Source organism: Pantoea sp. Pa-EAmG (assembly GCF_030024295.1).
GTDB lineage: Bacteria > Pseudomonadota > Gammaproteobacteria > Enterobacterales > Enterobacteriaceae > Pantoea > Pantoea dispersa.
Window position 1 is genome coordinate 22,994 of sequence record NZ_JASEWO010000014.1, and the last position, 21,021, is coordinate 44,014.

General features: G+C 61.0%; 20 protein-coding genes. 4 read left to right on the top strand and 16 right to left on the bottom strand.

Translation table 11 applies throughout. From position 1 onward, the window contains the following. Positions 1 to 29 precede the first annotated feature (29 nt). On the bottom strand, positions 30 to 926 hold the full coding sequence (locus tag QMM04_RS03760; RefSeq protein WP_282995660.1) for a LysR family transcriptional regulator: 897 nt from the start codon (positions 924 to 926) through the stop codon (positions 30 to 32). A 128-nt stretch (positions 927 to 1,054) separates the two neighbouring features. Between QMM04_RS03760 and QMM04_RS03765 the strand changes: the two genes are divergently transcribed. Continuing rightward, entirely contained in the window at positions 1,055 to 2,140 is a 1,086-nt protein-coding gene (locus tag QMM04_RS03765) for an iron-containing alcohol dehydrogenase family protein (RefSeq protein ID WP_282995661.1), read from the top strand. A gap of 181 nt (positions 2,141 to 2,321) precedes the next feature. Here QMM04_RS03765 and QMM04_RS03770 read toward each other — a convergent pair whose 3' ends face one another. Genes QMM04_RS03770 through argH form a run of 7 tightly spaced genes read right to left on the bottom strand, consistent with a single transcriptional unit; the run spans position 2,322 to position 9,337 of the window. After that, on the bottom strand, positions 2,322 to 3,683 hold the full coding sequence (locus QMM04_RS03770) for an MmgE/PrpD family protein (protein WP_282995662.1): 1,362 nt from the start codon (positions 3,681 to 3,683) through the stop codon (positions 2,322 to 2,324). After that, positions 3,667 to 4,554 (bottom strand): polysaccharide deacetylase, encoded by an 888-nt coding sequence (locus tag QMM04_RS03775; RefSeq protein ID WP_282995663.1) that lies wholly within the window; start codon positions 4,552 to 4,554, stop codon positions 3,667 to 3,669. Before QMM04_RS03775 ends, QMM04_RS03770 begins: the two co-directional genes overlap by 17 nt. Continuing rightward, complete coding sequence (locus QMM04_RS03780; RefSeq protein WP_021508446.1) at positions 4,547 to 5,392, bottom strand: polysaccharide deacetylase; 846 nt, start codon at positions 5,390 to 5,392, stop codon at positions 4,547 to 4,549. Before QMM04_RS03780 ends, QMM04_RS03775 begins: the two co-directional genes overlap by 8 nt. Before the next feature lie 11 nt (positions 5,393 to 5,403). Then, positions 5,404 to 6,225 carry an ABC transporter substrate-binding protein gene (locus QMM04_RS03785; RefSeq protein ID WP_282995664.1) on the bottom strand — a complete coding sequence of 274 codons (822 nt, stop codon included), beginning with the start codon at positions 6,223 to 6,225 and terminating at the stop codon, positions 5,404 to 5,406. Between the two features lie 18 nt (positions 6,226 to 6,243). After that, the gene (locus tag QMM04_RS03790) at positions 6,244 to 7,008 is read right to left on the bottom strand and encodes an amino acid ABC transporter ATP-binding protein (RefSeq protein WP_021508448.1); all 765 of its coding nucleotides are present in this window, start codon (positions 7,006 to 7,008) and stop codon (positions 6,244 to 6,246) included. Positions 7,009 to 7,021: 13 nt separating this feature from the next. Then, the gene (locus QMM04_RS03795) at positions 7,022 to 7,900 is read right to left on the bottom strand and encodes an amino acid ABC transporter permease (RefSeq protein WP_282995665.1); all 879 of its coding nucleotides are present in this window, start codon (positions 7,898 to 7,900) and stop codon (positions 7,022 to 7,024) included. Positions 7,901 to 7,909: 9 nt separating this feature from the next. Then, complete coding sequence (gene argH / locus QMM04_RS03800; protein WP_282995666.1) at positions 7,910 to 9,337, bottom strand: argininosuccinate lyase; 1,428 nt, start codon at positions 9,335 to 9,337, stop codon at positions 7,910 to 7,912. Between the two features lie 156 nt (positions 9,338 to 9,493). Between argH and QMM04_RS03805 the strand changes: the two genes are divergently transcribed. Next, positions 9,494 to 10,465 (top strand): LysR family transcriptional regulator, encoded by a 972-nt coding sequence (locus QMM04_RS03805; protein ID WP_282995667.1) that lies wholly within the window; start codon positions 9,494 to 9,496, stop codon positions 10,463 to 10,465. A 144-nt stretch (positions 10,466 to 10,609) separates the two neighbouring features. Here the strand turns inward: QMM04_RS03805 and QMM04_RS03810 are convergent, their stop codons facing one another. Continuing rightward, complete coding sequence (locus tag QMM04_RS03810) at positions 10,610 to 11,128, bottom strand: GNAT family N-acetyltransferase (protein ID WP_021508452.1); 519 nt, start codon at positions 11,126 to 11,128, stop codon at positions 10,610 to 10,612. After that, positions 11,125 to 11,688, bottom strand: a complete 564-nt coding sequence (locus QMM04_RS03815) for an XRE family transcriptional regulator (protein ID WP_058775322.1) — start codon at positions 11,686 to 11,688, stop codon at positions 11,125 to 11,127. Before QMM04_RS03815 ends, QMM04_RS03810 begins: the two co-directional genes overlap by 4 nt. 152 nt (positions 11,689 to 11,840) lie before the next feature. Between QMM04_RS03815 and QMM04_RS03820 the strand changes: the two genes are divergently transcribed. Then, a complete protein-coding gene (locus QMM04_RS03820; RefSeq protein ID WP_031279872.1) occupies positions 11,841 to 12,575 on the top strand; it encodes a MerR family transcriptional regulator in 735 nt (244 codons plus the stop codon). A 167-nt stretch (positions 12,576 to 12,742) separates the two neighbouring features. Here the strand turns inward: QMM04_RS03820 and QMM04_RS03825 are convergent, their stop codons facing one another. Genes QMM04_RS03825 through QMM04_RS03840 form a run of 4 tightly spaced genes read right to left on the bottom strand, consistent with a single transcriptional unit; the run spans position 12,743 to position 16,480 of the window. Next, positions 12,743 to 13,474, bottom strand: coding sequence for an ABC transporter permease (locus QMM04_RS03825; protein WP_125308403.1), 732 nt, complete (start codon positions 13,472 to 13,474; stop codon positions 12,743 to 12,745). Continuing rightward, a complete protein-coding gene (locus QMM04_RS03830; RefSeq protein WP_021508457.1) occupies positions 13,474 to 14,409 on the bottom strand; it encodes an ABC transporter ATP-binding protein in 936 nt (311 codons plus the stop codon). Before QMM04_RS03830 ends, QMM04_RS03825 begins: the two co-directional genes overlap by 1 nt. Continuing rightward, a complete protein-coding gene (locus QMM04_RS03835) occupies positions 14,402 to 15,568 on the bottom strand; it encodes an ABC transporter permease (RefSeq protein WP_282995668.1) in 1,167 nt (388 codons plus the stop codon). The genes QMM04_RS03830 and QMM04_RS03835 overlap by 8 nt, the downstream gene beginning before the upstream one ends. Positions 15,569 to 15,571: 3 nt before the next feature. Further along, positions 15,572 to 16,480 carry an ABC transporter substrate-binding protein gene (locus QMM04_RS03840; protein ID WP_058780854.1) on the bottom strand — a complete coding sequence of 303 codons (909 nt, stop codon included), beginning with the start codon at positions 16,478 to 16,480 and terminating at the stop codon, positions 15,572 to 15,574. 217 nt (positions 16,481 to 16,697) lie between these two features. Between QMM04_RS03840 and QMM04_RS03845 the strand changes: the two genes are divergently transcribed. Further along, positions 16,698 to 18,164 (top strand): MFS transporter, encoded by a 1,467-nt coding sequence (locus QMM04_RS03845; RefSeq protein ID WP_104092730.1) that lies wholly within the window; start codon positions 16,698 to 16,700, stop codon positions 18,162 to 18,164. 31 nt (positions 18,165 to 18,195) lie between these two features. On the opposite strand, the gene idi is transcribed toward QMM04_RS03845, so the two are convergent. Further along, positions 18,196 to 18,729, bottom strand: coding sequence for an isopentenyl-diphosphate Delta-isomerase (gene idi, locus QMM04_RS03850; RefSeq protein WP_152391206.1), 534 nt, complete (start codon positions 18,727 to 18,729; stop codon positions 18,196 to 18,198). Between the two features lie 193 nt (positions 18,730 to 18,922). Then, positions 18,923 to 20,818, bottom strand: a complete 1,896-nt coding sequence (locus tag QMM04_RS03855) for a methyl-accepting chemotaxis protein (RefSeq protein WP_058769488.1) — start codon at positions 20,816 to 20,818, stop codon at positions 18,923 to 18,925. Positions 20,819 to 21,021 lie beyond the last annotated feature (203 nt).

Genomic DNA, 21,021 nt, shown 5'->3' on the forward strand with positions numbered 1-21,021 from the left:
CTGTATTTTTACACAGTATTGTCGCAGCGTCAGCTTTCGCGCTCAGTTTTTCGCGCTGGATTCAGAATTTCGCGCATCGCGCGGATCAGCGGCTCGCGCGCGCGGCCGCGCCGGAAGGCGAACGAAAACGGCGCACGAAAGTGAAAATGGTGGGGCAGCAGGCGCAGCAACTGGCCCTGCTGCTCGCGGCTGCGCGCGTAATGCTCGGGCAAAAAGCCGATATAGCGCCCGGAGAGAATCAGCGTCAGCTGCGCTTCAATGCTCTCCACCGAGGCGGTGCTATGGCGGAAACCGCGCTTGTTCAGCTCCTGCTGGTTCCAGTAGCGCCGCGTTACCATGCCGGTCTGCTGCACGCGACGCACATCCGCATCGCCCTGCGCCAGCGCATGTTGCGGACTGCAGTACAGCCACTGCTGCTCCTCGTACAGCGGCAGCGTCACCAGATTGCTGGCGCGCAGCGGAAAGTGCCCGATGGCCAGGTCGAGCCGATCTTCCAGCACCTGCTGCTGCAGTTCGTTGGGCTCGCACACGCTGAGGGTGAGAAACACCGCCGGAAAGCGCTGGTTAAAACAGGCGATAACCGCCGGCAGATCCAGCGTGCTGTCGGTGACGGTGGCGTCGACCACGCCGAGCGCAAATGTGCCGCCCTGCGCGCTTTTCAGCGTCTCCACCTGCAACTGCCAGCCGCTCAGGGTCGCCAGCATTTCCCGGGTATAGGCGTAGAACTGTTCGCCTTTGCTGGTCAGCGCAAAGCCCGCGCGGCCGCGCTGGCACAGAATAAAGCCCAGCTGGCTTTCCAGTTCACTCATGTAGGCGCTGATGGCCGGTGTGGTCATGTTCAGCGCCTGCTGCGCACGCGAATAGCCCTGGTTTTCCACCACGCTGGCGAACACCTGCAGCAGTTTCAGATTGGGTAAGGTTGGCACCGCACTTCCTTCAGGGATTGCTGACAATAGTTAACGAATCGCTGAAGTGATTATCGGCTGACAGGGATTTTTTCTGCAAGCCGCTTTGGCGATGATGCAGCCATTCCCTGAAAAAGAGAGCTTTCGCTATGTCGCAACAAAATTTGCTGTTCCCGGCGCGCGTGCTGCGTGGTGCGGGTGTGATTAACCAGCTGGGGGCCATCTGCGCCGGGCTGGGCCAGCGGGCACTGCTGATTGGCGGCCAGCGCGCGATCCAGGCGGTGGCGACGCAGGTAAAGACGCAGCTCGACGCCGCTGGCGTCACGCTGCTGGCACCGGTGTGGTTTGGTGGCGAAACCTCGCTTAACCATATCGAACGGCTGGCGGCGTTAGCGGTTGAACAACAGGCAGAAGTGCTGATCGGTGCGGGCGGCGGCAAGGCGCTGGACACGGTTAAAGCGGTGGGCGCACAGCTCGGGCTGCCGGTGATAACCGTCCCGACGATTGCCGCCACCTGCGCTGCGGTGACCCCGCTGACCATTCGCTACGACGATAACGGCAACTTCTTTGATATTTTCCCGCTGCCACAGGCGCCGGCGGCAGTGCTCATCGACAGTGAGTTGCTGGCAGCCGCCCCTGCCCGCTGGCTGGCCGCGGGTCTCGGCGATACGCTGGCTAAATGGTATGAGTTCCGCGCGGTAAGCACGCGCCATCCGGCGCGCACCGGCAATGCGCTGTCATCGCTGGCGCACAGCCAGATCTGCTATGAGGTGATCGCAGAGCACGGTCCGGCGGCTTACGCAGCGGTGCTGCGCGGCGAGAGCGGCACCTCGCTTGATCAGGTGCTGGACGCGATTTTTACCTGGGCCGGTCTGACCTCGCTGATGAGCAATGGCGCCCACGCCGCCGCTGCGCATGCCATTTATGAAGGTTTCACCTTCTGCGACAAAACGCGCGAGTTTGGTCACGGCCTGCTGGTGGGTTACGGCAATTTGTGCCTGCTGGCGCTGGAGGATCGCAGCGACGAAGAGCTGGTGGATGAGATGCGCCTGGCGCGCGACTGCGGCGTACCGTTGACGCTGGCCGAGATTGCCGCGCTGGATGAAAGCGAGCTGGCGTTGATTATACGCGAATCTGTCCACGCGCCGGATATGGCCAACATGGCCGAACCGGTCAACGAAGCGCGGTTGCGGGCGGCGATGGCGCGGATTGAAGGGCTGGCGGAACGGGTTTGATTGCGGTCGCAATGGATGTGGTAAATCCCAGGTCACCGTAAACGGGAAATCCCAGGTCACCGTAAACGGCGACCCTACGGGCCAGCGCGCGTTTTTGTAGGGTGCGCATTTATGCGCACCGTCATCATCAGGTCGCGCTGGCCTGACCGAGCTGCATTACGCCATGGCTGGCGCCCCACTGTTACCGGGTCGCCAGCAACGCCGCGACTTGCCGCACATCCGCCACGTTATCCAGCGTCAGGCACAGCGTTTCCAGCTGCTGCACCTGTGCCGCCGGCAAGACGCGCGCGGCGAGGCTGCGGTATTTGGCGTGCAGCGCCGCGTCGCTCAGCGGATTCGCCGGCGATCCGGACGGCACCGCGACGTGCTGCTGCCACTGCTGGCCCTGCACCGTTTCCAGCCGGACCCACGGCTCATCATCGCGCCCCTGCTGGTGGTCAATCTCCAGCTCAATACGCGCCATCAGCGCGGCAGCTTCCGCACTCAGGCGACGGCTGTCGTCATAACTCGCCAGCTCCGCAGAGCCGAACAGCGCTCGCGCCGTCAGCGCATACGGCAGGCTCATTTGCGCGGCGGCGAGGCTGGTGAGCTCACGCGTGCCGCACATCTCCAGCAGGAACGGATTGAGCCCAACCACAATGCGTGCAATATCCCCGGTCGCCACCGCATGCTGCTTAAGCAGCAGACCCAGCGCATCGATCGCCGCATGCGTACCGCGACAGGCGGCGTACGGCTTGATGGAACAGCGCGCCAGTTTCCACACCTCGCCCAGTTGGTCCGTGAGCGCGGCGGGCTGTTGCGTTTCACCGGCCAGCGTTTGCAGAAAGCCGCCCCAGCGTGCCTCAAATACCGCGGCCGGTCCGCTGATGCCGCGTTGTGCCAGCAGCGCCGCCTGTACGCCCCCTTCCGCCGCGCGCGCCGCGTGCAGCTTTTTGGTGTGCGAGCCATCATGAATAAAGCCCCACAGGCCACCACTGAAGCTGGCAGCGATGCCCAGCGCCGAGGCACACTGCGCGGCCGGCAGCCGCAGCAAACAACTGACGGCGGCAGCCGCGCCAAAAACGCCACAGCTGGCAGTCGAGTGCCAGCCCGCACCGTTGTGCGCCGCATACCCCCCGCAGGCTTCCAGCACGCGACGGCCGATGTCATAACCCACGACCATCGCGGTGAGAAACTCCCGGCCGTCGACCGGCTGCGTCGCCAGCGGCAGTGCCGCCAGCAGCGCCGGTAACACCACGGCACCGGAGTGATCGCAGCCGCCGGTGTCGTCCAGTTCATACATGTGCGCAGCCACGCCGTTGAGCCACGCCGCCTGGCGCGGGGAAGCTTGCTGTGCGCACCCCCACAGTTGCGCCACGGCGCTGCCGCCCTCTTCGGCCACCAGCGCCCGGCATTCGCGCCAGATCGGGCTGTCACAGCCCGCCAGCGCCGCGCCGAGCGTATCCAGCAGATGGCGCTTCGCCTGCGCTACCAGCGGTTCCGGCAGCTGGGCAAAGCGGGTGGTCGCGATGAAATCCGCCAGCCGATCAAGCGTGGTGTTCATGTTCACCTCCGCTGACCCGGGCAAATACCTCTGCCGGATGATCGGCATCGTTATCCGCCTGCGTCTGCCAGTGCGCGGCCACCTGGCCGGCAGTAGCGATCCACACGTCATGCTGCTGCAGCGTCTCCAGCAGCTGACGCAGCAGGCCAATGCGTCCGGCGGTGCCGATAATTTCCGGGTGCAGCCTCAGCAGGTAGCACAGGCCGAAACGGTGAAAACCGTGGAAATCCTGCGTCAGGTTGGCCAGCGTTTCGCCATAGGGCGCGATACGCGACTGTCCGGGCGGAATCGCCGGGCTGAGGTTGAAGGCAAAATAGGGCGCATCCTCCAGCGTGTAGTGCATGGGCAGCTCCACCAGCCGGGTGCCGGGGTGAAAATAGGGTAAATCATCACCGCGCCAGCTGGAGGACCAGCGGATGCCGTGCGTTGCCAGCGCCGCAGCAAGGCCCGGTTTCCACTGGCCGGCCGGCGTGCGAAACCCTGCAATCGGCTGGCCGCTCAGCTGCGCCAGCTGCTCGCAGCCGCGCGTTACGCTGGCAATCTGCTGCGCCAGCGTCAGCGCCGAGAAGTCTTCGTGTCGCTCACCGCTACAGGCGATCTCATGGCCGGCGGCGACAATACGCTGCAGCACCTGCGGCTGCTCTTCGGCGACGATGGCCGGTAAGCACCAGCTGGCCAGCAGCTGTTTTTCCGCCAGCAGATCCAGCAGACGATCAACGCCGCGCAGCGTGCCATAGCGCCACACCGACAGGGTTTTATCGCGCCCGGCGACCGCAGGGGCCTGCGTCAGGATGCCGTGAATATCGTGATAGTCGATGGTAATGATGGCCGCCGATTGTTTGCCCGACGGCCAGCGTGAATGTTCAGTCATGTTGCTGCTCCTGCAAATACCACGCGGCCACCGCATCACAGCGCGCAAACCACACATCGTCGCGCGCCGTCATGTGGGCAAACAGCTGCTCCAGCAACAGCAAACGGCCGGGCTGCCCGGAAATTTTCGGGTGGAACAGCGTGGTCAGGCACAGTCCTTCGGCCATCGCGCCGTCAAATTCGCGCTGCCAGTTGTCACCGGTGTGCGCATAGCTGGCGATGCGGTCGCCGCCCTGTGGAAAATCCGGCTGGCGCGTGTAGGCCAGCGAGGCGTAATCATCCATCTCCCATTTGCCGGGAATCTCCACCAGCGGCGTATGCCCGGCGACGGCAATGCTGTACGGCCGATCGTCACCACGCATGCTGCTGGAGTAAATCACCCCGGCTTCCCGCAGAATCTGCGGCGTTTCGGCGTGCCAGTCGCCGGAAGGAGTACGAAAACCGCAGGCGCGGATACCAAGATGTTGCTGAAAGATGGCGGCAGAGCGCGCCATCACGGCGCGCTGTTCATCTGGCGTAATCGCCCAGAACGATTCGTGGCGATAACCGTGATAGGCCACTTCGTGGCCCTGTTCGATAATCGCCTGGCACTGCCGCGGCCACTGCTCCACCACCCACGCCGGGACAAAAAACGTGGCCGGCAGTTGGAAGGCGCGCAGCAGATCCAGCAGCCGACCGAGCGCGCGAAACGGCCCGTAGGCGCCAAAGGTGAAATACTCTGGTGTTGACCACAGGCTGCCATTAAGCATGGCATCGCCAGTGGGACCATCAAGATCAAACGCCAGCGCCATACAGCCACGCTTGCCCTGCGGCCAGCGCACTGCGCCCGGTTGTTGCATACGCCCGCCCCTTAGCCCTGATTCACCGTGGCTTCGGCAATGCCGTTGTCGCTCAGGCCCCATTTACTGAGGATTTTCTGGTAGCTGCCATCGGCAATCATGGCATTGATGGCGGCCTGAATCGCCGTGGTCAGCTCACCGGCATCTTTACCCAGCGCCATGCCGGTGTACTGGAAGGAGAAGGCTTTATCCAGCGGCTTAAAGGTGCCTTTTTCCAGGTTCATGATGTACGGCAGGGTTTCGCTGCCCTGTACCGCGCCATCCAGACGACGCTGACGCAGCTGCGTGCGCGCATCGGCGGTGCCTTCCGCGCCCACCACGATAATCGCGGGTTTACCGGCCGCTTCGCAGTGCGCTTTTGACCAGGTAGCAATCTCCTGCGGGAAGGTGGTGCGGCGGCTGGTGCCTACTTTTTTGCCGCACAGATCGGTGGCGCTGTTGATGTCGCTGCGCGCCGCCAGGGTGTAGAACTGCGGACCGGTTTTGAAGTAGTCGATAAAGTTAACTACCTTCTGCCGCTCTTTGGTGTCGGTCATGCCGGACATCACCAGATCGACGCGTTTGGTCATCACCGCGTTGACCATCTGTTCAAACGCGATCTCCTGCCAGTTAACCTTCACGCCGAGCTTCTCGCCAATTGCCTGGCCCAGCTCATAATCGACGCCGCTCAGCTGATTGGTGGCCGGATCTTTAAAATCCATCGGCGGGTAGTTCGGCATGATGGCGACGGTCAGCCCTTTCTCTTTGATACTGGCCGGTACGGCAATCTCCGCCCAGGCAGAGGATTGCAGCAGCAGCGCGGCACTGATGGAACTCAATAACAATTTTTTCATCTATTCACCCCGGTCACGTTAAAGAAGAATCGCGTTGATAAAGTTTTTCATCCGTGGGTTTTGCGGGTTCAGCAGAATCTCTTCCGGTGCGCCCTGCTCAATAATGCGTCCCTCATCCATAAACACCACCTGGTTGGCGACCTCACGCGCAAAGCCCATTTCGTGGGTCACCACCAGCATGGTGGTGCCTTCTTTTGCCAGCTGGCGCATCACCGCCAGCACTTCACCGACCATCTCCGGATCGAGCGCCGAGGTCGGTTCATCAAACAGCATCAGTTTGGGTTTCATCGCCAGCGCGCGGGCAATCGCCACGCGCTGCTGCTGACCGCCGGAGAGCGACTGCGGATAGTCGTGCGCTTTGTGCGCCAGTCCGACGCGATCCAGCAGCGCCATCGCCTCTTCGCTGGCCTCGCGTTTCGGGCGCAGCAGCACGCGACACGGTCCCTCGATGATGTTCTCCAGCGCGGTCTTGTGCGGAAACAGGTTGAAGCGCTGAAATACCATGCCGGTCTGCAGCCGCTGGCGCGCAATCTGTTTGTCACTCAGCGGGTGCAGCTTGTTGCCGGCAATGCGATAGCCCGCCAGTTCGTTGTCGACCCAGATACCGCCCTGATCCACTTTCTCCAGCTGGTTGATACAGCGCAGGAAGGTACTTTTACCGGAACCCGACGGGCCGAGAATGCACATCACCTCGCCGTAGTTCACTTCCAGGCTGACGTCCTTCAGCGCGTGGAACTGATCGAAATATTTGTTCACCTTGACGGCGCGCACGATGTTTCTCATCTCTCACTCCCGGTTACTGGCGACGACGATGGCCGCGTGAGAAGTAGCGTTCCAGCTGGCTCTGCCCGAACGACAGCAGCGTCACGATAATCAGGTACCAGATACCCGCTACAAACAGCAGCTCCATCACGCGCGCGTTGGCGAAGTAGATGGTTTGCGCGTTGTACAGCAGCTCGGAGTACTGAATCATGCTGGCCAGACTGGTGGTTTTGATCATGCTGATGAACTCATTGCCGACCGGCGGCAGAATCACCCGCATCGCCTGCGGCAGAATGATGCGCTGCAGCGCCTGCAGACGCGGCATGCCGATGGCTTTGGCGGCTTCATACTGACCGGTATCCACCGACAACAGTCCGGCGCGCACCACTTCTGAGGTGTACGCGCCCTGATTGATGCTCAGGCCGAGCAGCGCGGCGAGAAACGGCGTCATCACCGTGACGGTTTGCACACTGAACAGGCCGGGAATGCTGATGGTGGGGAACACCAGCGCCAGGTTGAACCACAGCAGCAGCTGCAAAATCAGCGGCGTGCCGCGAAAGATCCACGCGTAGCCCACCGCAATGTAGTGCAGCACCGGATTCGGCGACATGTACATGATGGCGGTAATAACACCAAACAGAATGCCCAGCGCCATCGCCAGCACCGACATGATCAGCGTGTTAACCACGCCATTCAGGATCGCCTGCGCGGTGAAGAACTGGCCGACGAACGACCATTCAATGTTGCCGTGCGCAAAGGCGTTGACCAGCAGCGCCAGCAGCACGAGGATCACAGCCGATGCGGTGATGCGGCCATAATAGCGGCGCGGCACCACCTGATAGCGATCGAGATCGTAATGGGGCTGGACGCGGCCATTGCTGACCGACGGTTCAACCGGTGTGGTGTGTGACATAGGCTCTCCTCAGGCGCGCGGTCCGGCGTAATCATCGGCCCAGCGCTGCTGGTCCTGCATCAGGGTTTGCAGACGGGCCAGCTGCTCGCGCACCCGTGCCGGCGCGGTGCCGCCGTAGCCGCTGCGGGCTGCCAGCGCCGCTTCCAGCGTTAACGCCTGACGCACCTTGGGCGTGAGCCGTGCATCGACGCCGTGCAGCTGCGCATCGCTGAGATCGGCCAGGCCGCAGTTTTCGCGTTCGCACAGCTGCACCAGCTGGCCGGTAATCTCGTGCGCCTCACGGAACGGCACGCCGCGCATTGCCAGCCAGTCGGCCACTTCGGTCGCCAGCGTAAAGCCATCCGGCGCCTGCTCGCGCATCACCTCAGTATTGAATTTCAGCGTCGCCATCATGCCGGCCATGGCAGGCAGCACCATCAGCAGCGTGTCGACCGCATCAATCACATTACGTTTGTCGTCGCTGAGATCGCGGTTGTAAGAGAGCGGCATGGCTTTCATGGTGGTCAGCAGCGCCATCAGGTTACCGACCAGCCGGCCGCTGCGGCCGCGCGTCAGCTCGGCAATGTCCGGATTTTTCTTCTGCGGCATGATCGAACTGCCGGTGGCATAACTGTCGTGCAGCTCCACCCAGCGGAACTGCCGTGACGCCCACAGGCACACCTCTTCACACAGCCGGGACAGGTTGATGCCGATCATGCTGGTGACGAACAGGAATTCCGCGGCGTAGTCGCGGCTGGCGACCGCATCGATCGAGTTTTCACACGGCGCCAGATAAGCGAGATCGGCAGCGGCCAGCTGTGGCTGACGCGCAATCGCCGAACCGGCCATCGCCGCCGCGCCCAGCGGACAGCGCGCGCTGCGGCGATCCCAGTCCTGCATACGCTCGATGTCACGCGCGAAGGATTGGGCATGCGCCAGCAGCTGATGGCCAAACACAATCGGCTGCGCTTGCTGCAGATGGGTGAAGCCGGGCGCGACGCTGTCGGTGTGTTGCGCGGCCTGCGTCACCAGCGCCTGCTGCAACTGCAACAGCGCGCTCACCAGCTTGCGGCCGTTATCCCGCAGGTAGAGACGCAGATCGTTGACGGTCTGATCGTTGCGTGAACGGCCGGCACGCAGCTTGCCGCCCAGCGCGCCAAGGCGTTCTGTCAGCGCGCGTTCGATGAAGGTATGCACGTCTTCATCGGCGGCAATCGGCTGCAGCTGGCCAGCGCGATAATCGGCGTCCAGCGCGTCAATCGCCGCCAGCATGGTATCCAGCTCGTCAGCACTCAATAGCCCGGCACGCGCCAGCTCGCGCGCATGGGCGCGGCAACCGGCGAGGTCGTACGGCGCCAGCGCAAAGTAATAATCCGGGCTACGCGACAGCGCGGTTAAACTGGCTGCCGGAGCCGCTTTAAAACGTGCGCCCCATAACAGTTCGGCATTCTCAGACATGCTATTTCCCTCACAAATCAGCCGCAGCAATATGAAAAAGTTTGGATTCAGCCGGCAGCGATAATAAAAACTTATTTTATTGCCACGCTGGCAAATAGGTGGTATTTCAGATTCACTGTACTTTCACCGCAATTATTCCGGAGTTGAATAGCAAAAATGGAAAGTAAAGTTTCCCAGTCTGGAAACAATGCGAATAATCGCGGCGATAATGCGGTTCTGGCGCTGAGTAATATCGACTTAAAATTGCTGCGGGTATTTAAATGCGTGGTGGAAGCCGGCGGATTAACCGCCGCCAGTCACGAATTAAATATTGGCCTGGCGGCGATCAGTAAACAGGTTTCTGACCTGGAGATTCGGCTGGGCATGACGCTGTGCAGCCGCGGCCGTGAAGGTTTTGAGCTGACGCAGTACGGCATCAATGTTTATCAGGCCACGCTGGAGCTGTTCGTATCGCTCAACCTGTTTCGCGAGCGGCTGCACAATAGTCGCAACGAGCTGCTGGGCGACATCGCGATTTGCGTGGTGGATAACACCATTAGCGATCCGCACTCGCCGGTCACCAGTGCGGTGCAACAGTTGCACCAGAAAGCGCCAAAGGTGCAGATTCGTCTGCAGACCGCACAGCTGGATGATATTGAACGCGGCATAAGCGAAGGGCGTTTTCATTGCGGCATTGCGCCCGTGTATGAAATGAAAAATGATTTCGATTATTTCGAACTTTATAAAGAATACGCAAAATTATATTGCGCTGCGTCACATCCTCTCTATTGCGGATCTTGCGATAAAAATATTTCGGTGGATGTATTACGTCAGCAGAAAATTATTAATCATTTATATGTTACCCCACGCGATGAACGCCGCCTGATTCCGGTGCAGGAGAGCGGTGTGCAGGCGGTGCAGGTGGAATCGGTAGCCATGCTGATTTTAACCGGTCACTTTATTGGGTATTTACCGGAACATTATGCCGCTCCGTTTATTGCCCGCGGACAACTGTGTGAGCTGGGCGATGACACGCTGCGGCGCGAAACCGCATTTTGTCTGGTGATGAAGAAAGGCCGGAAAATAAATCCGATCATCCGGCTGTTTATGCAGGCGCTGGGGTTGAGCGATGCGGCGGCGGCGCACTGATTTGGTGCGTGCGACCGGGTTTCTGCTGGCACGGGATGGGAAAGTGTACGCTGATGCCCTCACCCCGGCCCTCTCCCACCGGGAAAGGGAGAGGCAGCCTGCGGACAAGGGAGAGGCGGCGTCCGGTAACAGCAACCAGGACGCTTACGTCAGCCGCTTATACATCACCGTGGTAGCATCCAGCTCGCCGGCCGTGGATTCGGCATAGTACGGAATCGAACCCGCCACCTGCCAGCCGAGCGACAGATAGAGCGCGCTGGCAACATCGCCGCTGCGCGTATCCAGCACCAGCAGTGTTTTCCCCTGCTGCTGCGCCAGCTGTTCGGCACGTAACATCAGACGGCGCGCAATGCCCTGACGACGCGCACGCGGATGCACCAGCAACTTGCTGATCTCCGCACGATGGCGGCCGTTGGGCATACTGCTGAAGCCCAGCATCACCGTGGCCACTATCTCGCCCGCTTGCCAGGCCACCAGCAGCTGGTTATCGCCGCTCGCCAGGCTGTAAATTTTGTCCTGCCAGAAACGCGCCATCACTGCGCGATCGTCTGCGTCAATGAAGCCGACGCTGGCACCGTCTGCCACGCAGCCGTGCAGCACTTCACACAATGACGCCAGCAGCGGCTGCGCCTGGGTAGCGCTGAGAGAGTCGATTTCAATCATGGTTTGCACACCACCAGAATGTAGCGCGCGCCGCCTTCGGCATGCGCCTGAAAAGAGGAACGTCCGCTGAGGTGGAAGCGCAGGCAATCGCCGGCCTGTAGCGTCCAGCTCTGCGTCTCCATGGTGATGGTCAGCTCGCCCGACTGCAGCCAGATGTGCTGTTCCAGCCCCTGTACCGGCGGCGCATCATAATCAATGCGCGCGCCCGGACGCAGCACGCCCTCCACCAGCTCCGCTTTAAACTGACTGGCCGGCGGCGAGACGTTGCGCCGCTGGAAGCCGCTGAGCGTATCCTGCCAGACCGGCTGCTGCTCCGCTTTCAGCAGCAGCGCCGCTTCTTCTTCTACTTCGCTGAGCAGTCGCGACATGGTTAAACCGTAGGCCACGCACAAGCGATTAAGCAAAGCGGCGGTAGGGCTGGTCTCGGCGCGCTCAATGCGCGACAATGATGCCCGGCTAATGCCGGTTGCCAGAGCCAGTTCATCCAGCGACCAGCCGCGCTGCAGGCGTAATTCCGCCAGACGTGCCGCAAGCCGATCTTCCGTATTTAGAGCAGACATCTTTAACCTCTCATTTTCGGGAAATAATTCTCACATAAGAGATAAAGCCCGAAATCGTGCAGTGGGTCAAGTTGTACAATAAAATAATCATTGTACAAGCTCACTCTGGCGGTTAAGGTGTTGTTATGCAGGTCAGAATTTTAGAGGATGCCATGGCCTTATACAGTATCGGTGATGTTGCCGAGCGCTGTGGAATTAACCCGGTAACCCTGCGCGCCTGGCAGCGTCGTTATGGATTGTTAAAGCCGCAGCGCACTGAGGGTGGTCATCGACAATTTGATGATGAAGATGTTCAGCGGATCGAAGAGATCAAACGCTGGATAGAGAGCGGTGTGCCTGTTGGCAAAGTCAAAGCCCTGCTTGAAGGAGAGACCTTCAACGTGCATGACGGCTGGACGGCGCTGCAGGAAGAGCTGATGAGCGTGCTGCGCCACGTGCGCGCCTCCAAGCTACGCACCAAAATCGCCACCATTGGCCGTGAACACCCGGTCGATGCGCTGATTGACCACGTTTTTGTACCGGTACGCCAGCGTCTCGGGCTGGATCAAAATACCGCCCGCACCATGTGCAGTCTGCTGGACGGCGCACTGATTGATTATGTCGCGTTCTGTCTGGCAGGCGCGCGTAAAAAAGCCGGCAAAGATGCCTTAATGATTGGCTGGGGCGTAGAAGATCGCACCCGCATCTGGCTGGAAGCCTGGCGCTTAGCGCAGCAGGGCTGGCGCATTGATGTGCTGGCGGAACCGCTGGATATGCCGCGTCCGGAGCTGTTTCCCGGCCAGCATCTGTTTATCTGGACCGGTAAAAAGCCGACGCGCCGCCAGCTGGAGCAGTTCGAACACTGGCAGGCTCAGGGCTTCTCGATTCACGTCCACGAACCGACCTGAAAAATCGCACATGCGGCCTTTGCCTTACCGCATGTGCGCGTTATCATGCCGCACTTCATGACTTTTCTCAGGTTTACCTATGAACTGGAATAAAATTCTCATTGGCACCCTGTTTGCCATAATGGCGATTGGCGGCATGGGCGGCATGATGCTGGTTGGCTACAGCCTTATTCTGCATACCCACTGAGTGCGTGCTGCAACCGCTCCAGCAGCCGGTCGCAGATCAGCGCCAGCAGCGCCACCAGCAGCGCGCCCTGAATCACATAAGCGGTATTGAAGCCGCTCAGACCGATAATCACCGGCGAACCCAGACTCTCCGCTCCGACGGTTGAGGCGATGGTCGCGGTGCCGATGTTGATCATCACTGAGGTGCGCACGCCCGCCATAATCACCGGTGCCGCCAGCGCCAGCTCTATCTGCCACAGACGCCGCCACGGTCCCATTCCCAGACCGACGGCGATCTCACGGCTGCTGGCCGGAACGCTGTCCAGTCCCGCCAGCGTGCCCTGCAGAATCGGCAACAGCCCATATAGAAACAGCGCCATCACCGCCGGCGCAGCGCCAAAGCCCATGACCGGCACGGCAATCGCCAGCACCGCCACCGGCGGAAAGGTCTGACCGGCAGCCGCCAGCGTCTCCAGCAGCGGGCGGAACGCCCTGCCGCCGTGACGGGTAGCGAAGACCGCACAGCCAACGCCCACCACTATCGCCAGCACGCTGCCGCTGATCACCAGCAGCAGATGGGCCAGCGCCAGCTGCCAGAAACTCTCCTGCTGGTACAGCGGACGCTCCAGCTGCGGAAACCAGTGCGCAAACAGCGGCGCACTGTGCGGTAACCCCCACAGCAACAGCAGAAATATCCCCAGCAGCCAGTAGAGCGGATCGCGCAGCATTCGCATCAGCCCGCCTCCTGCTGTCGCAGCAAATCGCTAAAGTGCAGCACGCCCAGCGGCTGCTGATGCTGATCGACAACCGGTAATTTGTCGGTGCGGCGCGCAATAAACTGCGACAGCGCCTCGCGCAGCGTCAGCCCGGCGGCGATCGGTTCCGCCTCCAGCCACTCACCGCGTCGTGCCGCACTGCCGGCCCGCCCCAGCGCCAGCAGACGCACGCCCAGCTCGCTGCGGCCAAAGAACTGGCGCGCGAAATCACTGGCAGGCTGCGTCAGCAGGTCAATCGGCCGTCCCTGCTGCACAATCTCTCCGCCGTCCATCAGCACCAGCTGATCGGCGAGAGTTAACGCTTCGTCGATATCGTGCGTCACCAGCACCACAGTGCGCCCCGACAGCTGCTGAATGCGCAGCATCTCCTGCTGCAGCGCCTGCCGGTTGACCGGATCGAGCGCGCCGAACGGTTCATCCATCAGCAGCAGTTCCGGGTCGGCCGCCAGCGCGCGCGCCACACCAACACGCTGCTGCTGGCCGCCGGAGAGCTGGTGCGGATAGCGCGACGCCAGCTGACTGTCGAGATTGAGCAGCGCCAGCAGCTCCTCAACCCGTGCGGCAATTTTTTCCCGCGGCCAGCCGAGCAGCGATGGCACGGTGGCGATATTTTTGGCCACATTCCAGTGTGGAAACAGGCCGATGGACTGAATGGCATAGCCAATGCGCCGCCGCAGCGCGCGCGCATCCATCTGCTCGATCGGCTCACCGGCAAAACGGATTTCGCCGCTGTCATGCTCAACCAGCCGGTTAATCATCTTCAGCGTGGTGGATTTACCCGAGCCGGACGTGCCGATCAGCACGGTAAAACTGCCCTTCTCAATCTTCAACGACAGGTTGCGAATCGCCTCTTTACCGGCGAACGCTTTGCTCACCTGATGAAATTCAATCATGTCCTCTCTCCAGCAGCGCCGACAGCAATCGCAGCAGCGCATCGAATATCACCGCCAGCGCCACCACCGGAATCACACCCAGCAGCACCAGATCCAGTGCGCTGCTCAGCAGTCCCTGAAACACAATGGCGCCGAAGCCGCCCGCTCCAATCAGTGCGGCGACTACCGCCAGCCCGACGGTTTGCACCACCACCACGCGCAGTCCGGAGAGCCACACCGGCAGCGCCAGCGGCAGCTCAGCTTGCCAGAACTGCTGCCAGCTACTCATGCCCATGCCGCGCGCGGTTTCACGCACCTCCTGCGGCACCTGCTGCAGCCCCGCAACCACGCTGCGCACCAGCGGCAGCAGTGCATACAGCACCAGCGCAATCAGCGCCGGCGCGACGCCAATCCCGCTGATACCGAGGCGCGCCAGCTGCGGAAAATGCGCCGCCAGCCCGGCCAGCGGTGCAATCAGCAGGCCAAACAGCGCCACAGACGGCACGGTCTGGATCAGATTCAGCACGCTGAAGGCGGCATGTTGCCAGCGGGCGCGACGCGCGATGGCGAGTCCCAGCGGTAGACCAATCAGTAAGGTGGGCAGCAGCGTGCCGCCCAGCAGCAGCAGATGCTGGCTGAACGCGGCGTTAAAGACAGCGGTGCGATTGCTGTACTCTTTTAGCAGCGACAGCGCGTCCAGCTGACCACTCAGCAGCAGTATCAGCGGCGGCAGCCACAGTTGCAGATTAAGCAGAATACGTAGTGGCGTCTGCTGGCTAAGCTGGCGAATCGCTTCGGCTGCCAGCAGTAGCGCTAATCCTGCCGCACACCATAGGCCGCTGCCCAGCGCGGTGCGCGCCAGCGGGCTGCCGCTGCGGGCCAGCTCACTGGCGGCGTGGCCGCCGATGCCAATCAGCAGGGCGAACAGTAGCTCCGCGCCCAGCAACTGCGCCAGCGCCGCACCGCGTCCCGGCGGCCACCACAATCCCAGCCATAGCCATAACAGCGGCAGCAGCAGCAGCCAGCCTGCCGTTACCTGCCAAAGCATCAGCGGCTGTCCGGAGACCAGCCGGTTGGCCGCATAGCTCAGCAGCGGTAGCGCTCCCAGCGCCAGCGTGATCAGCAACGTCAGCACCAGCAGCACCGGCTGCTGGCGCGGTCGGTTTATCCGTGACAGCACCGCTTACAGCAACTTATTCTGCTGCAGCCACTGCTGCGCCACCTGGCTGGCGTCCTGACCGTCAACGGCGATTTGCGCGTTGAGCTGCTGCAGGGTTTTCTCATCCAGCTTGCTGAATACCGGCTGCAGCCAGTCGGCAATCTGCGGGTACTGTTGCAGCACGCTGGCGCGGATCACCGGCGCGGGCGCGTAAATCGGCTGTACGCCCTTCGGGTCGCTCAGGGTTTGCAGGCCGAGCGCCGCGACCGGGCCGTCGGTACCGTAAGCCATCGCCGCATTGACGCCGGACGTTTGCTGGGCGGCCGCTTTGATGGTAACAGCGGTGTCCCCGCCAGCCAGCGACAGCAGCTGTGACTGGCCCAGCTTGAAGTTGTAGGCTTTCTCAAACGCCGGCAGCGCATCGCTGCGCTCGATGAACTCCGCCGACGCCGCCAGCTTAAAGGTGCCGCCTTTTTTCAGGTAAGCGCTGAGATCGTCGAGGGATTGCAGGTTATTCTGCTGCGCGACATCGCCGCGCACCGCAATGGTCCAGGTGTTGTTGGCCGGTGCTGGCGTCAGCCACACCAGATGATTTTTCTCTGCATCAAGCTTTTTCACCTTCTCATAGCCCTGCTGCGCGTTTTTCCACGCCGCGTCCTTCTCATCATTGAAGAAGAACGCCCCGTTGCCGGTATATTCCGGATAGATATCCAGCTCACCGGCGGTAATTGCGCCGCGCACCACCTGCGTGGTACCTAGCTGGATTTTATTCACGGTTTTTACCCCATGCTGGTTCAGCACCTGCAGAATGATGTTGCCGAGCAGCGAACCTTCAGTATCAATCTTGGAACCTACCTTGACCGGGTCCGCTGCCTGCACGGCCCCGACACTCATCGCGAATGCGATCATCCCCAATAAACCCTGCTTAATCATGGCGCTTTCCTCAGCATTATTTTCTTTCAGTGATTATCAAGCGTAGCCTGGCGAAACGGGATGGGTGCGGTCAAGCGGCGCAATTCGTTCTTTTTCTGCTATCCGTTGCCGGTTTTATAGAACGCTTTGGTTGCACTTATAACCAAATAGAATTTTTCACATCCGTGGCGCGGCTTATGCTCATAGCCCCACTCTTTACAATAAATCACACAACATCATGTCTGACTTAACTTCTTCGGCGCACGTGGCGCTGGCAGGGAATACGCCGCAGGGCGAGACGCAGTGGATTCGCAGCGCGGCCGACGTGACGCGGCTGGTCAATAACAGTAACGCCTCGCGCAGCAATGCACGCATCGTCATCGCCATTGCGCTGGGCGGGGTTTTTCTCGATGCCTACGATCTCGGTGCGCTGGCCTTCGGTATTAAAGATGTCACGCGCGAATTCAATCTGACGCCCGCCGGCACTGGCATGGTGGCGTCGGCTATCACCTTTGGCGCGATTGTTGGCGCGCTGATCGGTGGCTATCTCACCGATAAAATTGGCCGCTATCGGGTCTTTATGGCCGATATGTTCTTTTTCGTGGTGGCGGCACTGGCCTGTGCCTTTGCGCCGAACGAGTACGTGCTGGCGGCGGCGCGCTTTGTAATGGGGCTCGGCGTCGGCATCGATCTGCCGGTGGCGATGGCGTTTCTGGCGGAGTTTTCCCGACTGCGCGGTCAGGGCAATAAGGCCGCCAGCGTCGCGATGTGGTGTCCCACCTGGTACGCGGCGATAAGCATCTCCTATCTGCTGGTGCTGCTGCTATATGCGGTGCTGCCAGAGAGCCATACTGACTGGCTGTGGCGGCTGATCCTCGGCTTTGGCGCGGTACCGGCGCTGTTGATCATCGCCATCCGCAGTCGTTACATGAGCGAATCACCGATCTGGGCGGCAAATCAGGGCAACCTGCAGGGTGCAGCGGCAATCCTGCGGCGGTCATATAACATCAACGCGGAGGTCGCGCAGGATGCCGAGCTCACTGCCGTACAGCCAGTACGTAAAGCCAGCTGGCGCAACTATGGCGCGCTGCTGCAAGGCGTTTACCGCCGCCGTACGCTGCTGGCAACGATAACCTCGATTGCCTCGTCGTTCGCCTATAACGCCGTGGCCTTTGGCCTGCCGGTGATCATCTCCAGCTTCCTCGCGCAGTCGATGCTGACCACCATTCTGGTCTCGCTGGCGCTTAACCTGCTGTTTGCGTTTGTTGGCGGCCTGCTGGCGGTGCGGCTGGTGCCACGGCTGGGCGCGTGGAAGATGTCGGTGGCCGGTTACGCCTGCCAGTGTGCGGCGCTGCTGGGCCTGGCGCTGATTGGTCGCCCGGCCGGCGGCGAGGAAGCGGCCCTGGCGATTGCCATGCTGGCGCTGTTCCTGTTCGGTCAGGGGTTTGGTCCGGGTTCGCACACCATGACCTTTGCCTCGCTGAGCTATCCGGCTTCGCTGCGCGGCGTGGGCGTCGGCTTTAACCAGACGCTGATGCGCGCCAGTTCGACGGTATCCCTGTTTGTGTTTCCGCTGCTGGTCGCGGCGTTCGGCACCGGCGTGTTCTGGGTGATCCTGCTCGCACCGCTGGCTGGATTACTGGCGCTGCTGGCGATTCGCTGGGAACCGTCAGGCTATGATGTCGATGCGGAAGATTTTCAGTAAGCGGATAACGCCTCAGCGATGAGGCGTTGGCTCAGGCGGTGAGGCGGAAATCGCCCAGCGTATTGGGGATGCGCGGGAATGTGTGCAGGAACCACGGCGTGAATTTTGCCGGATTCTCGCGCATCTCCTGCTGAATCTGTTCGACTGAGCGGTAACACCAGTCGTCAGCCTCATCAAGGTTGAGCACCGGCACTTCGTCACTGATGGCGAAAAACACATGACCGTACTCATGTTCGATCAGACCGTTGCTGAGGGGCAGGTTATAGCTCAGTTCAAACACCGGCGTTAACGCCAGATCCAGTCCCATCTCTTCACGCAGGCGGCGCTCAGCCGCATCGCGCGTCGGCTCCTGCGGGTAAGGATGGCTGCAGCAGGTATTGCTCCACAAACCGCCGCAGTGATACTTGCTTTGCGCCCGGCGCTGCAGCAACAGTTCATGGCGCGAATTGAACACGTAAACCGTTACCGCACGATGCAGCAATCCTTTCTCATGCACTTCCAGCTTTTCCATCTTGCCGGTGGGACGATCGAGGTGGTCAACGAGGATAACTTCAATGGCGGGCATGACAACTCCTTCGGAAAAATCCCCACTATTGTACACAATAGCGGAAGCGGCAGCGGAGAAAATCGCGCACATTCCGTGCGCTGGCGCGATAAGCAGTAAGCTTAGCAGCCAGCGGATAATTCTGGAGAATAAGGCAGGAAAAAGCGTGACAGCGGCGCAAAAAACGCGCCGCTGTGCTCTCTGACGGGATGAATTACAGTTTGAAGCCGTGCACCACCTGCTCAAGCTGCACGCTCTGCTCCTCCATGGCGCGCGCCGCTGCCGAGACCTGCTCCACCAGCGCCGCGTTCTGCTGGGTGCTGCCGTCGAGCTGGGTAATCGCCACGTTCACCTGTTCGATCCCCATGCTCTGCTCGCGGCTGGCGGACATGATTTCGCTCATCAGCGTTGTGACGCTGCTGACGCCCTGCATCAGCTCATCCATGGTTTGTCCGGCCTGCTCCACCAGCTGGCTGCCGGTGTCGATATTAGCTACCGACTCTTCAATCAGCTTCTTGATTTCGCGCGCGGAGTTAGCGGAACGCTGCGCCAGATTGCGTACCTCCGAAGCCACCACGGCAAACCCGCGGCCCTGTTCACCGGCGCGTGCCGCTTCTACCGCCGCGTTGAGCGCCAGAATGTTGGTCTGGAAGGCGATGCTGTCGATGACGCTGATGATATCCACCACCTTACGCGAGGAGTGATGGATTTCACCCATGGTGCTGACCACCTGACGCACCACTTCACTGCCGCGCGCCGCGACCTGGGATGCGCCATCTGCCAGCTGGTTGGCGTGCGTGGCGTTGTCGGCGTTCTGACGCACCGTGCCGGTCAGCTCTTCCATTGACGCGGCGGTTTGCACAATGGAACTCGCCTGCGATTCCGTCCGCGCCGAGAGATCGGCGTTGCCGCTGGCGATTTCACGTGAAGCCGCAGTAATCGCCAGTGCGCTGTCGCCCACCTGGCGCATCAGCCCCTGCAAATGGGCGATGAACTGGTTAAAGCTTTGCGCCACAGCGTTGAATTCCGGGCTATTGCTGGCCGGCAGACGCTGCGTCAGATCCGCACCACCGGTCGACAGCGCTTCGATGTTTTGATGCAGCAGATTCAGGCGTTTCATCATCGCGCGGACAAAGCCAAGCAGCACCAGCAGCAGCAGAATCGCCAGCGGGATCTGGACCAGGCCGAGACGGGTCAGCATGCTGTGCGTCTGCGCATCCAGCAGCGCGGACGGCACGTCGCTGGCCAGATACCATGGGCTGCCGGGAATGGCCTGCAGGAACAGCGTGTGCTCACCATCTTCTCCGCTGAAGGTGGTTTGCGACGGCTGAGAACCGGCCTGTGCCAGCAACCCTTTCAGCGCCGCCGCCATTGGCAGCTGGGTGTCAGCCAGATTTTCCAGCTTCGGCGTACCCTCCAGCAGCGCGGCATTGCCGACCACTTTGCCGTCCGCTTCGACAATCAGTACGCGGCCATGAATCGCCTCACCCATCTGCTGCGCCAGCTGATTGAAAAAACCGAGCGTGACGTCAATGGTTGAGACGCCCCACACAGTGCCGTTACGGTAAATCGCCATGGCGCAGTTGGTGCGCGGCTGCGGGCTGGCGGCATCCTGATAAGCCTTCGCCCACGCGCACTGGCCTTTTTCTGCGGCCATGCCATCTTTGTACCACGGCTGCTCCCAGTATTTGTCGGCAGCATCGGAGTTCCAGTAGGTGTTGACCTGCAGCTGGTTGCTGGCGTTACGCGCAAAGAACGAGCTGTCTTTCTCTTTCGCCGGATCGCGCCGGTTGGGTAACGGCCAGATACCGCCGCCGAACACGTTGCTGTCCTGATACTGGTTAACCAGCGCCGGCAGCAGCGTATCAATGGCGGCGCTGTCCATCACGCCCGCCGCTTCGGTAATGGCACGCTGCTGCGCCTGCACGCGGTTCATCTGCTCGACGATACGTCCGGCGAGACCATCCACCTCATAGCGCACCAGCCGGCTTTCGTTCTGGCTAAGCTGCGGCGCGATGAACTGGTTAATCACCAGGACGGTGACCAGCATAAGAACAACGAAGAATGCGACTAAGGTCGCGGTAAAACGGGATTGTGTGGTTTTTAACATCGGTGTGCCCTTACCCTGGTGTGGCGAGTTGCCTGATCGAGGTTAACGGCGTGTTACAGAGGAACTTGAGGTGCGCGAGATCACAAAATGGTTAACTGATTGAATAGCGTGACCATAAGAGCGCTTATTGTCACCGGCCTTACCCTGCTGTTCCTCAGCAATGAAGAGAGTGCAAAGAATGAAACGTAACTTTATGGTGCTCC

Bases quoted from the DNA above. Each gene is read 5' to 3' on its own strand.
- QMM04_RS03765 (WP_282995661.1), top strand. From the start codon at position 1,055: ATGTCGCAACAAAATTTGCTGTTCCCGGCGCGCGTGCTGCGTGGTGCG.
- QMM04_RS03770 (WP_282995662.1), bottom strand. From the start codon at position 3,683: ATGAACACCACGCTTGATCGGCTGGCGGATTTCATCGCGACCACCCGC.
- QMM04_RS03775 (WP_282995663.1), bottom strand. From the start codon at position 4,554: ATGACTGAACATTCACGCTGGCCGTCGGGCAAACAATCGGCGGCCATC.
- QMM04_RS03780 (WP_021508446.1), bottom strand. From the start codon at position 5,392: ATGCAACAACCGGGCGCAGTGCGCTGGCCGCAGGGCAAGCGTGGCTGT.
- QMM04_RS03785 (WP_282995664.1), bottom strand. From the start codon at position 6,225: ATGAAAAAATTGTTATTGAGTTCCATCAGTGCCGCGCTGCTGCTGCAA.
- QMM04_RS03790 (WP_021508448.1), bottom strand. From the start codon at position 7,008: ATGAGAAACATCGTGCGCGCCGTCAAGGTGAACAAATATTTCGATCAG.
- QMM04_RS03795 (WP_282995665.1), bottom strand. From the start codon at position 7,900: ATGTCACACACCACACCGGTTGAACCGTCGGTCAGCAATGGCCGCGTC.
- argH (WP_282995666.1), bottom strand. From the start codon at position 9,337: ATGTCTGAGAATGCCGAACTGTTATGGGGCGCACGTTTTAAAGCGGCT.
- QMM04_RS03805 (WP_282995667.1), top strand. From the start codon at position 9,494: ATGGAAAGTAAAGTTTCCCAGTCTGGAAACAATGCGAATAATCGCGGC.
- QMM04_RS03810 (WP_021508452.1), bottom strand. From the start codon at position 11,128: ATGATTGAAATCGACTCTCTCAGCGCTACCCAGGCGCAGCCGCTGCTG.
- QMM04_RS03815 (WP_058775322.1), bottom strand. From the start codon at position 11,688: ATGTCTGCTCTAAATACGGAAGATCGGCTTGCGGCACGTCTGGCGGAA.
- QMM04_RS03820 (WP_031279872.1), top strand. From the start codon at position 11,841: ATGGCCTTATACAGTATCGGTGATGTTGCCGAGCGCTGTGGAATTAAC.
- QMM04_RS03825 (WP_125308403.1), bottom strand. From the start codon at position 13,474: ATGCGAATGCTGCGCGATCCGCTCTACTGGCTGCTGGGGATATTTCTG.
- QMM04_RS03830 (WP_021508457.1), bottom strand. From the start codon at position 14,409: ATGATTGAATTTCATCAGGTGAGCAAAGCGTTCGCCGGTAAAGAGGCG.
- QMM04_RS03840 (WP_058780854.1), bottom strand. From the start codon at position 16,480: ATGATTAAGCAGGGTTTATTGGGGATGATCGCATTCGCGATGAGTGTC.
- QMM04_RS03845 (WP_104092730.1), top strand. From the start codon at position 16,698: ATGTCTGACTTAACTTCTTCGGCGCACGTGGCGCTGGCAGGGAATACG.
- idi (WP_152391206.1), bottom strand. From the start codon at position 18,729: ATGCCCGCCATTGAAGTTATCCTCGTTGACCACCTCGATCGTCCCACC.
- QMM04_RS03855 (WP_058769488.1), bottom strand. From the start codon at position 20,818: ATGTTAAAAACCACACAATCCCGTTTTACCGCGACCTTAGTCGCATTC.